Origin of the sequence: Pseudomonas sp. MF6394 (assembly GCF_002018845.1) — a bacterium.
Lineage (GTDB): Bacteria > Pseudomonadota > Gammaproteobacteria > Pseudomonadales > Pseudomonadaceae > Aquipseudomonas > Aquipseudomonas lactis.
In genome coordinates this window covers 58,387-73,082 of sequence record NZ_MVOJ01000015.1, presented here as the reverse complement: position 1 = coordinate 73,082, position 14,696 = coordinate 58,387, and the positions used below count along the sequence as shown (strand labels likewise).

12 protein-coding genes are annotated in these 14,696 nt (G+C 60.5%); 10 read left to right on the top strand and 2 right to left on the bottom strand.

Going from position 1 to position 14,696, the window contains the following annotated elements; genetic code table 11:
- Positions 1 to 153 precede the first annotated feature (153 nt).
- Positions 154 to 1,128: a serine/threonine protein kinase gene (locus MF6394_RS17020; RefSeq protein ID WP_003194811.1), complete on the top strand. Its 975-nt coding sequence runs from the start codon at positions 154 to 156 to the stop codon at positions 1,126 to 1,128.
- Positions 1,129 to 1,318: 190 nt separating this feature from the next.
- Positions 1,319 to 2,203 (top strand): EamA family transporter RarD, encoded by an 885-nt coding sequence (rarD, locus tag MF6394_RS17015; protein ID WP_044271758.1) that lies wholly within the window; start codon positions 1,319 to 1,321, stop codon positions 2,201 to 2,203.
- Between the two features lie 222 nt (positions 2,204 to 2,425).
- On the opposite strand, the gene MF6394_RS17010 is transcribed toward rarD, so the two are convergent.
- Positions 2,426 to 2,938, bottom strand: coding sequence for a glycine cleavage system protein R (locus tag MF6394_RS17010; RefSeq protein WP_044271762.1), 513 nt, complete (start codon positions 2,936 to 2,938; stop codon positions 2,426 to 2,428).
- Between the two features lie 362 nt (positions 2,939 to 3,300).
- On the opposite strand from MF6394_RS17010, the gene MF6394_RS17005 reads away from it, so the two are divergent.
- Positions 3,301 to 5,478 carry a malate synthase G gene (locus tag MF6394_RS17005; RefSeq protein ID WP_044271764.1) on the top strand — a complete coding sequence of 726 codons (2,178 nt, stop codon included), beginning with the start codon at positions 3,301 to 3,303 and terminating at the stop codon, positions 5,476 to 5,478.
- Positions 5,479 to 5,753: 275 nt separating this feature from the next.
- On the opposite strand, the gene MF6394_RS17000 is transcribed toward MF6394_RS17005, so the two are convergent.
- Positions 5,754 to 6,200 (bottom strand): response regulator, encoded by a 447-nt coding sequence (locus MF6394_RS17000; RefSeq protein ID WP_044271766.1) that lies wholly within the window; start codon positions 6,198 to 6,200, stop codon positions 5,754 to 5,756.
- Between the two features lie 246 nt (positions 6,201 to 6,446).
- Between MF6394_RS17000 and MF6394_RS16995 the strand changes: the two genes are divergently transcribed.
- From MF6394_RS16995 to MF6394_RS34315, 7 genes are all read left to right on the top strand, one after another.
- The gene (locus MF6394_RS16995; RefSeq protein WP_078467141.1) at positions 6,447 to 8,369 is read left to right on the top strand and encodes a putative nucleotidyltransferase substrate binding domain-containing protein; all 1,923 of its coding nucleotides are present in this window, start codon (positions 6,447 to 6,449) and stop codon (positions 8,367 to 8,369) included.
- Positions 8,366 to 9,073 carry a 3'-5' exonuclease gene (locus MF6394_RS16990; RefSeq protein ID WP_044271768.1) on the top strand — a complete coding sequence of 236 codons (708 nt, stop codon included), beginning with the start codon at positions 8,366 to 8,368 and terminating at the stop codon, positions 9,071 to 9,073. The genes MF6394_RS16995 and MF6394_RS16990 overlap by 4 nt, the downstream gene beginning before the upstream one ends.
- Positions 9,074 to 9,173: 100 nt before the next feature.
- Positions 9,174 to 9,692 (top strand): RNA polymerase sigma factor, encoded by a 519-nt coding sequence (locus MF6394_RS16985; protein WP_003194824.1) that lies wholly within the window; start codon positions 9,174 to 9,176, stop codon positions 9,690 to 9,692.
- Entirely contained in the window at positions 9,689 to 10,657 is a 969-nt protein-coding gene (locus MF6394_RS16980; RefSeq protein WP_078467113.1) for a FecR domain-containing protein, read from the top strand. Before MF6394_RS16985 ends, MF6394_RS16980 begins: the two co-directional genes overlap by 4 nt.
- Before the next feature lie 207 nt (positions 10,658 to 10,864).
- Complete coding sequence (locus MF6394_RS16975; protein WP_078467112.1) at positions 10,865 to 13,303, top strand: TonB-dependent siderophore receptor; 2,439 nt, start codon at positions 10,865 to 10,867, stop codon at positions 13,301 to 13,303.
- A gap of 62 nt (positions 13,304 to 13,365) precedes the next feature.
- A complete protein-coding gene (locus tag MF6394_RS16970; protein WP_047711941.1) occupies positions 13,366 to 14,469 on the top strand; it encodes a PepSY-associated TM helix domain-containing protein in 1,104 nt (367 codons plus the stop codon).
- Positions 14,466 to 14,636 (top strand): hypothetical protein, encoded by a 171-nt coding sequence (locus MF6394_RS34315; RefSeq protein WP_177345144.1) that lies wholly within the window; start codon positions 14,466 to 14,468, stop codon positions 14,634 to 14,636. Before MF6394_RS16970 ends, MF6394_RS34315 begins: the two co-directional genes overlap by 4 nt.
- Positions 14,637 to 14,696 lie beyond the last annotated feature (60 nt).

The window sequence follows — 14,696 nt, the reverse complement described above, 5'->3', positions numbered from 1 at the left end:
TATCGCAGGCAAGCCAGCTCCCACATCTCGATGTGTAAATACATGCCAGTGTGGGAGCTGGCTTGCCTGCGAAGGCGTCCGCACAGCCACCGCCTATCTATGCTGTTACCATACCCGGCCGGACGCGGCGCCCTGCTGCGCGCAGGAGTTCGCATGGCCCACCCGTTTGAAACACTCACCCCAGACCTGGTGCTCGACGCCGTCGAAAGCATCGGTTTCCTCAGCGACGCGCGAGTTCTGGCGCTCAACAGCTACGAAAACCGTGTGTACCAAGTGGGCATCGAAGACGCCGAACCACTGATCGCCAAGTTCTATCGCCCCCAGCGCTGGACCAACGAGGCGATCCTGGAAGAACACCGCTTCACCTTCGAACTGGCCGAGTGCGATGTACCGGTGGTCGCCCCGTTGGTCCACAACGGCGAGAGCCTGTTCGAACACGCAGGTTTCCGCTTCACCCTGTTCCCCCGCCGTGGCGGCCGCGCGCCGGAGCCTGGCAACCTCGATCAGCTTTATCGGCTTGGGCAACTGCTCGGGCGTTTGCACGCGGTGGGCTCCACCCGCCCGTTCGAACACCGCGAAGCCCTGGGGGTGAAGAATTTCGGTCACGACTCCCTTACCACCCTGCTTGAAGGCAACTTCATTCCCAAAAGCCTGTTGCCGGCCTATGAGTCCGTAGCCCGCGACCTACTCAAGCGTGTGGAAGAGGTTTACAAGGCCACGCCGCACAAGAACATCCGCATGCACGGTGACTGCCACCCCGGCAACATGATGTGCCGCGACGAAATGTTCCATATCGTCGACCTGGATGACTGCCGCATGGGCCCGGCGGTGCAAGACCTGTGGATGATGCTGGCTGGCGACCGCCAGGAATGCCTGGGCCAGCTCTCGGAGCTGATGGATGGCTACCAGGAATTCCACGACTTCGACCCGCGCGAACTGGCGCTGATCGAACCGCTGCGCGCCCTGCGCCTGATGCACTACAGTGCCTGGCTGGCGCGACGCTGGGACGACCCCGCATTCCCCCATAGCTTTCCGTGGTTTGGCAGCGAGCGGTATTGGGGTGATCAGGTGCTGGCATTGCGCGAACAACTGTCGGCGCTCAATGAAGAACCGCTGAAGCTCTTCTGAGCAACACGACGCTCTCCTGTAGGAGCGAGCTTGCTCGCGAAAAACCCGAGAGCGCCATTGGGTGACAGGCCTGCCGCATTATCGTTGACGATCTTCGCGAGCAAGCGCGCTCCTACAAAAAGCGGCGCCCATTGTCTGACAAATATCCTTACAATTGCGCTTTGTTAGCTGCCTAAGCAAGGATTCTGCAATGCAAGCCGCCAACCCTCGCAAGGGGTACATCCTGGGCCTGAGCGCCTATGTCATCTGGGGTCTGTTCCCGCTCTACTTCAAAGCCATCGCCAGCGTACCTGCCGCCGAGATCATCGTGCACCGTGTGTTGTGGTCGGCACTGTTCGGTGGGCTGTTGCTGATGGTGTGGAAACACCCCGGCTGGTTTCGCGAGCTGCGCGACAACCCCAAGCGCCTGGCGATCCTGGCCCTCAGCGGTTCGTTGATTGCCGCTAACTGGCTGACCTATGTGTGGTCGGTGAACACCGGGCGCATGCTCGAAGCGAGCCTGGGTTATTACATCAACCCACTGGTGAATGTGCTGCTGGGCATGCTGATCCTCGGCGAGCGCCTGCGCCGTTTGCAATGGGTGGCTGTCGGGTTGGCTGCGGCGGGTGTGGCGCAGCAGGTGTGGCAGGTTGGTAGCCTGCCGTGGGTGTCGCTGGCGCTGGCGCTGACGTTCGGTTTCTACGGTTTGATCCGCAAGCAGGCGCCGGTCAAGGCGCTGCCAGGGCTGGTGGTGGAAACCTGGATGCTGGTACCCATTGCCATCGCCTGGTTGCTGTTCAACCCGACCGCCCACAGCGCGCAACTGGCGTTCTGGAGCACCTCCGAGGCCTGGTGGCTGGTGGCCGCAGGCCCGGTGACGCTGATTCCCCTGGTGTGCTTCAACGCCGCTGCACGGCATTTGCCCTACACCGCCCTGGGCTTTTTGCAGTACGTGGCGCCGACGCTGGTGTTGCTCGAAGCCGTGCTGTTGTTCGGTGAACACCTGGCGCCGAGCACGTTGATCGCCTTCGCCTTTATCTGGGCCGGGCTGGTGGTGTACAGCCTGGATGCCTGGATGACCGTGCGCAAACGCTGATCAAATAACGTACAAACCTCTGCAAGCCACAGCATTCGTGGCTTGCAGCGTTCCACCCCAAGGTTATCCACAACCTGATCCCCGCCATTTGTGCACAAGCCCTTGAAACTGCTCGTTTTTTGCTCAACTTGCGCAGATGCCCGGCGGGCGTGGCCTGGCGTCGGGTCTCTACAGGTTATCCACAGGCCCATGCAAGATTTCGATGCATAACCCTGTGGATCGTTACTCCTCCTGACGTAACTCCACCATCAAGTCATCGGCCAAGGTTTCCAAAGCCTCTTGCAAGGTTTCCAACGACAGCGTGGCCGGCACTTGCAACAACGCCTCGGCGTTGAACAGCGGATCACCACTCATGGGCGCCGGGCGCACATCGGTGCTCAGGCGTTCCAGGTTGACACCCTGCTGGCTCAACAGCGCGGTGATCTCGCGCACGATGCCCGAGCGATCATTGCCCACCAGGGTCATCAGGATCGGCTTGGACGCCGATGCCTGGCCGCTGCTGCCCTCACCCACCAACACGCGAATGCCGTGGGTGGATAAATCCTCCAACGATCCCACCAATGCCTGGCGCTGCTCGCTCGGCACACTGACCCGCAGAATCCCGGCAAACTGCCCGGCCATGTGCGCCATGCGGCTTTCCAGCCAGTTACCACCATGGCTGGCAATGTTCTGCGCGATGCGTTCAACCAGGCCGGGTTTGTCGGCGGCGATAATAGTGAGTACAAGATGGTCCATGGCGAAATACCTCGGTGCTATTCCTGTAGGAGCGAGCTTGCTCGCAAAGGTCGTCAACGATAACGCGAAAAAACTGACACTTGCGGTGCTCTCAGGTTTTTCGCGAGCAAGCTCGCTCCTACAAAGTGGACGCGCGGTCGCTTAAAGACAAATCGTGTACCATTTTGATATTTATCTGGAACAATCTAATAGTTTTTTGAGAACATCCGGTTCTCCGCTGTGACCGTACGACCAAAGTGGGTCGCTAAACGACGTATTTAGTCTAATTTTCACAACCGCAAGTCATCATGTAGTATGCCCAACCGTGCACTACATAATGAAAATCTGAAAAAGCGCATAAGCTCCGCAGAGTGAGGCAAGCAATGACTGAACACGTTCAAGTCGGTGGCCTGCAGGTCGCCAAAGTCCTGTTCGACTTCGTGAACAACGAAGCCATTCCCGGTACCGGCATCACTGCCGACCAGTTCTGGGCCGGTGCCGACAAGGTCATCCATGACCTGGCCCCGAAGAACAAAGCCCTACTCGCCAAACGCGACGACTTCCAGGCGCGGATCGATACCTGGCACCAGACCCACGCAGGCCAGGCCCATGACCCGGTGGCCTACAAAGCCTTCCTGCAAGACATCGGCTACCTGCTGCCAGAAGCCGCAGACTTCCAGGCCTCGACCCAAAACGTCGATGACGAGATCGCACGCATGGCCGGCCCACAGCTGGTCGTGCCGGTGATGAATGCCCGTTTCGCCCTCAATGCCTCGAATGCGCGCTGGGGCTCGCTGTACGACGCGCTGTATGGCACCGACGCCATCAGCGAAGCCAACGGCGCCGAGAAGGGCAAGGGCTACAACAAAGTACGTGGGGACAAGGTCATTGCCTTCGCCCGCGCCTTCCTCGACGAAGCCGCACCGCTCAGCGCCGGCAGCCACGTCGATTCCACCGGCTACAAGATCGTCGATGGCAAGCTGATCGTGAGCCTCAAAGGCGGCAGCAACAGCGGCCTGCGTGACGATGCCCAGTTGATCGGTTTCCAGGGCCCTGCGGCCGAGCCGATTGCAATCTTGCTCAAGCACAATGGCCTGCACTTCGAAATCCAGATCGACGCCAGCACCCCAGTCGGCCAGACCGACGCTGCCGGCGTCAAAGACGTGCTGATGGAAGCCGCGCTGACCACCATCATGGACTGCGAAGACTCCGTCGCCGCCGTGGATGCCGATGACAAAGTGGTGATCTACCGCAACTGGCTCGGCCTGATGAAGGGCGACCTGGCCGAAGAAGTGGCCAAGGGTGGCCAGACCTTCACCCGCACCATGAACCCTGACCGCGTCTACACCGGCGTGGATGGCAGCGACGTGACCCTGCACGGCCGTTCGCTGTTGTTCGTGCGCAACGTTGGCCACTTGATGACCATCGACGCCATCCTCGATAAAGACGGCAACGAAGTGCCCGAAGGCATCCTCGACGGCCTGATCACCAGCCTGGCGGCGATCCACAGCCTCAACGGCAACAACACCCGCAAGAACAGCCGCACCGGTTCTGTGTACATCGTGAAACCGAAGATGCACGGCCCGGAAGAAGCCGCGTTCACCAACGAACTGTTCGGTCGCATCGAAGAGGTGCTGAACCTGGCGCGCAACACCCTCAAGGTCGGGATCATGGACGAGGAGCGCCGCACCACGGTCAACCTCAAGGCCTGCATCAAGGCGGCCAGCGAGCGTGTGGTGTTTATCAACACCGGTTTCCTCGACCGCACCGGCGATGAAATCCACACCTCCATGGAAGCCGGCGCGATGGTGCGCAAGGCGGCCATGAAGGCAGAAAAATGGATCGGCGCCTATGAGAACTGGAACGTCGATATCGGCCTGAGCACTGGCCTGCAAGGTCGTGCACAGATCGGTAAGGGCATGTGGGCCATGCCCGACCTGATGGCAGCGATGCTCGAACAGAAAATCGCTCACCCACTGGCCGGCGCCAACACCGCCTGGGTACCTTCGCCAACCGCCGCGGCCTTGCATGCGTTGCACTATCACAAGGTCGATGTGTTTGCCCGCCAGGCCGAACTGGCCAAGCGCGAGCGCGCCTCGGTGGACGATATCCTCACCATTCCTTTGGCCAGCAACACCGATTGGTCCGAAGAAGAGATCCGCAACGAACTGGACAACAACGCCCAGGGCATCCTTGGCTATGTGGTGCGCTGGATCGACCAGGGTGTGGGCTGCTCCAAAGTGCCGGACATCAACGATGTCGGCCTGATGGAAGACCGCGCCACCCTGCGTATTTCCAGCCAGCACATCGCCAACTGGCTGCGCCACGGCATCGTCAACGAAGCCCAAGTGATGGAAAGCCTCAAGCGCATGGCGCCGGTGGTAGACCGTCAGAATGCCGGGGATGCGTTGTACCGCCCACTGGCTCCGGATTTCGACAGCAACATCGCGTTCCAGGCAGCGGTGGAGTTGGTGATTGAAGGGACCAAGCAGCCTAATGGCTATACCGAGCCGGTGTTGCACCGCAGGCGTCGGGAGTTCAAGGCCAAGAACGGCCTGTAATGGTAGGAGCGAGCTTGCTCGCGAAAAACGTTAACGATAACGCAGGCACCTTGGACAAACGCGGTGCCTGTGCATTCTTCGCGAGCAAGCTCGCTCCTACAGATGCAAAAAAGCCCTGATCGAAAGATCGGGGCTTTTTAGTTCTTAGGTCGAATGTACTGACGCCTTCGCGAGCAAGCCCGCTCCCACATTTGACTGCATTCAGTCGGGTAAGAATGCGGTCGAATGTGGGAGCGGGCTTGCTTGCGAAGAGGCCATCACACTCACCACAAGAATCAGGCAACCATCCCCAACTCCCGCTTCACCAACTTCGCCAACTTCACGCTATCAATCGGCTTGAGCAAGAAATCCACCACGCTCAAATGCATCGCATCAATCACATCCGGCGCTTCCGCGTCCCCCGACATGATGATGATCGGCAACGCCGCACGGGTGGACTCACGCACCTGGCGGATCAATTCCAGGCCATTGCTGGGCGCCATGCGCAGGTCGGTGATCAACAAACCGATGGAACTGTGCGTCTTCAACAACTCCCACGCTGCCTCGCCACTTTCGGCTGTCATGCAGCGAATACCGTCGAGCCCAAGGATTTCCGCCAACAGTTCACGCGCGTCCTTGTCGTCGTCCACGATCAATACGCGTTGGGGGGGTAAGTCGGGCTCCAGCATCACGGCGCTCAGCGCCTCGCGCTCGGCATCACTCAAAATATCGTGGTCGGACATACGTTTCTCAGCAGTTCTCATCAATCTCCCAGCACACTCGTCAGACATCTGCGGAAGGGCGATCAATGTGCACTTCGTCGGAAAGTTTGCCTAGTGGGCGTTCTACGGGTTTTGGACGATTGTCATGTAAGGTTTTTCCCTAGTTTTGCGCGGTATTCCTCGACCTAGACTTACGTCCAATGGGCACCCACCTCGCAGGAGTCGACCATGCAGCACGATAACGACAAAAACACTGCGGTCACTGTTATGAGTAAAGCTGATGCATTCGCACAGGCGGGTAAAACCGCGGTGTTGCAGAACATCCACGGCACCCTGCAATTCCTGCAACGCTTCCCGCCGTTCAACCAGATGGAACAGGCGCACCTGGCCTTCCTGGTGGAACAGTGCCAGCTGCGTTTCTACGGCCCTGGCGACAGCATCCTCAAACCGTCGGGCGGCCCGGTCGAGCATTTTTATATCGTCAAACAGGGGCGGGTCGTGGGCGAGCGCCCAGACTCGGCGGACACCACCTTTGAAATCGCCACCGGCGAATGCTTCCCCCTCGCCGCCTTGCTGGGTGAACGCGCGACCCGCACAGAACACAAAGCCGCTGAAGACACCTTTTGCCTGCAACTGAACAAGCCGGCCTTTATCAAGCTGTTCGCGCTGTCCAGCCCGTTTCGTGATTTCGCCTTGCGCGGGGTCAGCAGCCTGCTCGACCAGGTCAACCAGCAGGTACAGCAAAAAGCCGTGGAAACCCTCGGCACCCAATACTCCTTGAATACCCGCCTGGGTGAATTGGCCATGCGCCACCCGGTCACCTGCAGCCCGCACACGCCGTTGCGCGAAGCGGTGACCTTGATGCACGAACAGCAGGTCGGCAGCATTGTGATCGTCAACGAACACAAGGCGCCCCTGGGCATCTTCACCCTGCGCGATCTGCGCCAGGTGGTCGCCGATGGCACCAGCGACTTCAGCCAGAGCATTGCCGGGCACATGACCCAGGCACCGTTTTACTTGAGCCCGGAGCACAGCGCATTCGACGCAGCTATCGCCATGACCGAGCGGCATATCGCCCATGTGTGCCTGGTGCAAGACCAGCGCCTGTGTGGCGTGGTCTCCGAGCGTGACTTGTTCTCCCTGCAGCGCGTGGACCTGGTGCACCTGGCCCGCACCATCCGCAACGCCCCCCGGGTGGAAAACCTGGTGGCGATTCGCGGTGAAATCGGCCAGTTGGTGGAGCGCATGCTCGCCCATGGCGCGTCGTCCACCCAGATCACCCACATCATCACGCTGCTCAACGACCACACCGTGTGCCGGGTGATCGAGCTGACCCTCGCGGAAAAAGGCGACCCCGGCGTGCCTTTCAGTTGGCTGTGTTTTGGCAGCGAAGGCCGCCGCGAACAAACGCTGTACACCGACCAGGACAACGGCATCCTGTTCGAGGCCAAGGACGCCGTCGAAGCCGCCGACTTTCGTGGCCGCTTGCTGCCTCTGGCGCAGCACATCAACCAAAGCCTGGCGCTGTGCGGCTTCAGCCTGTGCAAGGGCAATATCATGGCCGGCAACCCCGAGCTGTGCTTGTCCCGCGTGGAGTGGGCGCAGCGCTTCGGCGCGTTCATTCGTGAGGCGACGCCAGAAAACCTGCTGGGCTCAAGCATCTATTTTGACTTGCGCGTGGTGTGGGGCGACGAGCGCGGTTGCGAGCAACTGCGCCAGGGCATTCTCGATCAGGTGGCGGATAACCGCTTGTTCCAACGTATGTTGGCCGAGAACGCACTGCTACGACGCCCGCCGGTGGGGCGTTTTCGCGAGTTCGTGCTGACCCGCAAAAATGGCGAAAAAGCCACCCTCGACCTCAAGGTGCAGGGCCTCACGCCCTTTGTAGACGGCGCGCGCCTGTTGGCCCTGGCCCATGGCATCCACGCCAACAACACCCTGGAACGCCTGCGCCAATTGGTGGACAAGGCCGTGATCGAGCCCCTGGATGGCGCCGCCTATGAAGAGGCCTACCACTTTATCCAGCAGACCCGCATGCAGCAGCATCAATTGCAGACCCGCGAGAACCTGCCCTATTCCAACCGCGTCGACCCCGACAGCCTCAACCACCTGGACAGGCGCATCCTGCGTGAGTCCCTGCGCCAGGCCCAACGCCTGCAAAGCAGCCTGAGCTTGCGGTATCAGCTGTGAGTTTGTTTGGCTGGCTGCGCGCCAAAAAGCCTGGGCTCAACGCTGCGCAACAGCAGCGCCTGGAGCAGTTACCCAAGCCCGCCGAGCTGGGCAACGGCCCAATGCGCAGCCAGCGCTGGGTGGTGGTGGACCTGGAAACCAGCGGCCTGAACCTTCACCGCGACCAGGTGCTGTCGATCGGCGCCGTGGTCATCGAAGACGGTGCGGTGGATTTTTCCCAGCTGTTCGAACGCACGCTGCAACGCACCGACACCAAGCTCAGCCCCAGTGTGCTGATCCACGGGCTGGGGCCCAGTGCAATCGCCGCCGGCAGCGACCCGGCCGAAGCGTTGCTGGATTTCATGGCGTTCGTGGGCGACAGCCCTCTGCTGGCTTTTCATGCGCCGTTTGATCAACACATGCTGTGCCGGGCGCTCAAGGACAGCCTGGGGTATCGCCTGGCCCATCCATTCCTGGATGTGGCTGACCTGGCCCCGTTGTTGTGCCCAGAGGCGCATATCCGCGAGGCCGGGCTGGATGATTGGCTCAACCACTTCAGGCTACAGGCCGGCGAACGCCATCACGCCAGCGCCGATGCATTGGCGACGGCGGAGCTGATGCTGATCCTGTTCAGCCGTGCGCGGCAGCAACAGATCGACACGCCCCAGGCGCTGCAAGCGCGTTTGGCCCAATGGAAACGGCGCAAACAGGCGCCATCGTTTTAATCTCATCTCCCGACAGACGCCAATTGCGCCCACCCCACGCCTCTGCGACAATCGCGAATAATTCTCGTTAGTTTAAACCTCTTGTTTATTCGGTGATGCCTTGTCGTCGGTCCAGACCCCACGCAGTGAGCTTGTTGGTGCGTTATATCGCGACCACCGTGGCTGGCTGTTGGCTTGGCTGCGACGCAATGTGGCGTGCCCGAGTCGTGCCGAAGACCTGAGCCAGGACACCTTCATGCGCCTGCTGGGCCGTGATGAGTTGCGCGAGCCCCGCGAACCGCGGGCGTTCCTGGTGGCCATCGCCAAGGGTTTGCTGTTCGACTACTTCCGTCGTGCGGCTTTGGAGCAGGCCTACCTCACCGAATTGATGCTGATCCCGGAAAGCGAGCAGCCTTCGCCGGAAGCACAGCAACTGATCCTCGAAGACCTCAAGGCCATCGACCGCCTGCTCGGCAAACTGTCGAGCAAGGCCCGCGCCGCGTTCCTCTATAACCGCCTCGACGGCCTGGGCCACGCTGAAATCGCCCAGCGCCTGGGCGTGTCAGTGCCCCGCGTGCGCCAATACCTGGCCCAGGGCATTCGCCAGTGCTACATCGCACTGTATGGCGAGCCGTCGTGACCGCCATCGGCTCCAAACCGGTGTCGTCGCGCGTGCTGGATGCCGCGATTGCCTGGCAACTGTCCCTCGACTCGGGCGACGGCAGCGCGGTGGAACGGGAAGAGTTCAGCAAGTGGCTGGCCAGCGATGAGGAACATGCGCGCGCCTGGCGCCAGTTGGGCATGCTCGACCAGCGTTTCAGCGTGGCCTCGGGCCCGGCCCGGGCGGCGCTGCTGCAGTCGCGCCACGGCATTCGCCAGCGCGTGCGCAAACTGGGCCGGGGCCTGGCCAGTATCGTGCTGGTGTGCGGCCTGGCGCTGTTTGCCGGTGAGCGTTACGTACCTATCCACTATTGGCTGGCCGACCAGCGCACTGCTACCGGTGAGCAGCGCACGCTGAAGCTGGCGGACGGCACGCGAATAAACCTCAACACCCACAGCGCCATTGATGTGCGCTTCGACGAAACACGCCGTTTGATCGTGTTGCAGGCAGGCGAAATTCTCGTCGAGACCGGCCACGACGATTCACGCCCGTTCTACGTGCAAACCCGCGACGGCAGCCTGCGGGCGCTGGGTACCCGGTTTATCGTCAAACGCGAAGACGATGCCACGCGCCTGAGTGTGTTGCAGTCAGCCGTGGCCGCCCAGCCCGAGGCGTTGCACCAGGAACAGGTGTTCAAGGCGGGCCAGCAGGTGCTGATGCGCAGCGACGGCCTTGGCCCGCTGCTGGCCGTCACCCCGGCAACCGATGCCTGGACCCGCGGCATGCTGGTGGTCGACAACGCCCGGCTGGGGGATGTGATCGAGGAATTGGCGCGCTATCGCACCGGCTACCTGGGTGTGGATAAGTCCGTGGCCGACCTGCGCATCACCGGCAGTTTCCCGCTGCACGACACCACGTTGGCATTGAATGCGCTGTTGCCGACCTTGCCGGTGCAGATCGAGCAGCACACGCCGTGGTGGGTGACCGTCAAGGGTAAGCCTTAGGTCCTGCAGTGCCTGGGCGATTGCTATCGCAGGCAAGCCAGCTCCCACATTTTGAACTGCGAACACCATCAACTGTGGGAGCTGGCTTGCCTGCGATGAGGCCCTCAAGCACACCTGCGAAAAATATTTTCACCCGGCCCTATCACTTTTCGATTCTCACTCGGCACCTAGGCAATTGAGAAATATTTCCATTCAGGAGCCGCCCTTATGTCCCGCACGCTAGACACCTTGTTGCGCCCCAGCCTGTTAGCCGTGGCGATCGCCCTCAGCGCCCCGCTGGCCAGCACCACGCTGTATGCCGCAGAACAAGCGTCCAGCGTGCGCGCCTACAACCTGCCGGCTGCGCCCCTGGCCAGCACACTGAACCAGATCGCCAGCCAGGCCGGCCTGGCGCTGACCCTCAACCCTGCACTCGCTGCCGGCAAGACCTCGGCGCCGGTCAAAGGCCAGTTCGATGCGCAGGGCGCGTTGCGTGAGGCGCTGCGGGGGACGGGGTTGCAGTTGGAGCAGAGTACGGCGGGGACTTTTACCTTGGCCGCGATTCCGCAAGGGGTTGTGGCGTTGCCCGAGACCAGCATCATTGCCCAGGGCAACTATGAAAGTGCCTGGGGGCCGGTGGATGGCTATGTCGCTACTCGCACAGCGGCGGGCACAAAGACTGATACTCCTATCGCCGAACTGCCCCGTTCCGTCACGGTCATTACTCGCCAGCAAATGGAAGACCGCTCCGTTCTCAACCTTAATGACGCCCTGCGCTACACGGCCGGCGTGCAGAGCAGTGGCTATGGCTCCGACTCGCGCAGTGATTGGTTACTGATTCGCGGTTTTGTCCCGACCCAATTCCTCGATGGTCTGCCTTTGCCCAAGGGTAACTACGCCACGCCGAAAATCGATACTTGGAATCTGGAACGCATCGCCGTGCTGCGAGGCCCCGCTTCGTCGGTTTACGGGCAAACCCCACCCGGCGGCTTGCTGGATATGGTTAGCCGTCGCCCCGAGGCCGAAAGCTCAAACGAAATTGAAGTGCAGGCAGGCAGCAACAACCACAAGCAGATCAACTTCGATAGCACCGGCAAAATCGACGACGAAGGCCAGTTCCTTTACCGAATCAGTGGCGTCGTGCGCGACAGCAATACGGCGGTAGACCACATCCCGGACAAGCGATACAACGTTGCCCCCAGTCTCACATGGAATATCAACGACGACACCAAGCTGACCTTGCTCACCCAATTCACTCGCGACGATACCGGTATCACCGGTCAGTTCCTGCCGCTGCAAGGCACCAAATTGAGCTCGCCAGCCGGCAAGATTTCCCATCATAAGAACCTGGGCGATCCAGACTGGGAGTTCTATGACCGCACTTACTACGCACTGGGCTACGCGTTTGAAACGCGCTTGAACGACATTTGGCAGTTCCGTCAGAACCTGCGATATACCAAGAACGACTTGTCGTTCCAGGGCCTTACCGCCGGGGGAGCGTTTTTCCCGAATGGCCCGGAAGCCGCAGTTGATGCCGACGGCAACGTAAGTCGCTCCGCCGGCAAGGTCGATGAGGACATCGGCCAGTTCGCAGTCGATAACAATTTTCAAGCTAACTTCCAGACCGGTCCTGTAAGTCATACCCTGTTGCTTGGTCTCGACCACCAGCGCTCCGACAGCAATGCACGCTGGCTATGGGGTTCAGGCGGTGTACCCACTATTAACTTCAATCGACCGGTGTACGGACAGGACTTTTCCAAGGTTCAGTACTTCACCATGTATGACTACAACCAAAAAACCCAGCAGACCGGTCTGTATGTTCAAGACCAGATGGCCCTCGATAACTGGCGCTTGACCCTCGGCGGACGCGAAGACTGGGTACACACAGGCACCACCTTCCACAACTTGAACGACGCCACCAATACTCAACGTGACAAGCATTTCAGCGGTAACGCCGCGCTGAGCTATGTCTTCGACAACGGCATTACTCCGTACCTGTCTTACGCCGAGTCATTCCAGGCGGGTTCAGGCACTCAAGTAGCCAGCACGGGGGCTTTCAAACCAACTGAGGGCAAGCAATACGAAGTCGGTGTCAAATACCAGCCACCTGGCACCAAAGCTTTGTTTACCGCAGCGGTGTTCGACCTGACTCAGCAGAACACCTCGGTTACAGAAGGCAGCATCACGCGCCAAGTTGGCGAGGTTCGGGTTCGCGGCTTGGAACTTGAAGCCAGCGCAGACGTTACTGAAAGCCTAAAGCTGGTGGGTTCCTACACCTATAACGATAGCGAAATCACCCAAGGCGCAGCCGCTGAAAAAGGAAATCGTCTGAACCAGTTGCCTCGCAATCAAGCCACAGGATGGGCCGATTACACTTGGCGCAGCGGCCTGCTGGACGGTTTCGGTGTAGGTGCGGGCGTACGGTATGTCGGTGACACTTACGGCAACGCTGCCAACACCGAACTCGGCCACGTAGGGTCCTACACCGTCTACGACGCCTCGGTGCATTACGATCTTGGCCGTGTAAGCAATGCCATGAAGGGCGTAACGGTGGCCGTCGACGCCAAGAACATCTTCAACAAGGACTACCTGTCCACCTGCGATGGTTTCTACTGCTACTACGGCGACCAACGTAACGTAGTAGCCAGCGTGAACTACAAATTCTAAGACGGTGAAAACCGCTGATGAAGGGCCGCCTGAACCGCGGCCCTTTTGCCTTTGGAGCCGTGATGAAAAGCAAAACCATCCGCCGCTGGTCCTTCATCCACACCTGGACCAGCCTGATCTGCACCGTATTCCTGCTACTGCTCGCTCTCACCGGCCTGCCGTTGGTGTTTCACCACGAGATCGACCACCTGCTGGGCAATGAGCCCGAACTGGCGCAGATGCCTGCCGATACGCCCCGGCTCAACCTCGAGCAGCTTGTAGCCAAAGCCCAGGCCCATCGCCCCGGCGAGGCCATGCAGTACCTGGCCTGGGACGAAGACGACAACAACGGCGTGATCGCGATCATGGCGGCCACCGCCGGCACGGAGCCGAACTCATCGCACACCTTCATGCTCGATGCCCGCACTGGCGAAACCGTCGAAATGCCGTCTGCCAATGGGGGCTTCACCCTGTTCCTGCTGCGCCTGCATGTGGATATGTTTGCCGGGCTGGCGGGCAAGTTGTTGCTGGCGTTCATGGGCATTCTGTTTGTGCTGGCGATTATCTCGGGCACGGTGTTGTACCTGCCGTTCATGCGCCGCTTGAAGTTCGCCACCGTGCGCCAGGACAAGTCCACTCGCCTGCGCTGGCTCGACCTGCACAACCTGATCGGCGTGGTCACTTTGACCTGGGCGCTGGTGGTGGGGGTGACTGGCGTGATCAGCGCCTGCGCCGACCTGATCATCGCCGCCTGGCGCCAGGACAGCCTCAGCGCCATGATCGAACCCTACAAGAACGCCCCGCCGCTGACCCAGCGCGCACCCGCCACCGAGCTGTTGAGCATTGCCGCCAAGGCCGCACCGGGTATGGAGCCAGACTTTATCGCCTTCCCCGGCACGCGCTTTTCCAGCGAACATCACTACGCTGTGTTCATGAAGGGCAGCACCCACTTGACCTCCCATTTGCTGACACCGGTACTGATCGACGCCAGCACCCTTGCCGTCACCGCCATCGCCGAACGGCCGTGGTACATGGACGCCATGGGCATGTCCCAACCCCTGCATTTTGGTGATTACGGCGGCATGCCGATGAAGGTCCTGTGGGCGGTGCTGGATGTGTTGACCATCATCGTGCTGGTGAGCGGCATTTACTTATGGATCGTACGGCGCAAGGCGGCCAGGGTATGAAGCCGCGGCAGTCGAATTTCTGGAAGGTGTTTGCCATACCCCTGGGGATTGGCCTGCTCAGTGCCGCCGGGTTATTTGCAGCGCTGCTGGGGGATGGGTGGTGGGATTCGTTGAGTTGGATCGGGTTAGGCATACCCGCGACCATTGCCGTCTACAAACTCCTGTAGGAGCGAGCTTGCTCGCGAAAAACCCGAGAGCACCGCGTTAAACCCGGTGAGCTGCGTTAT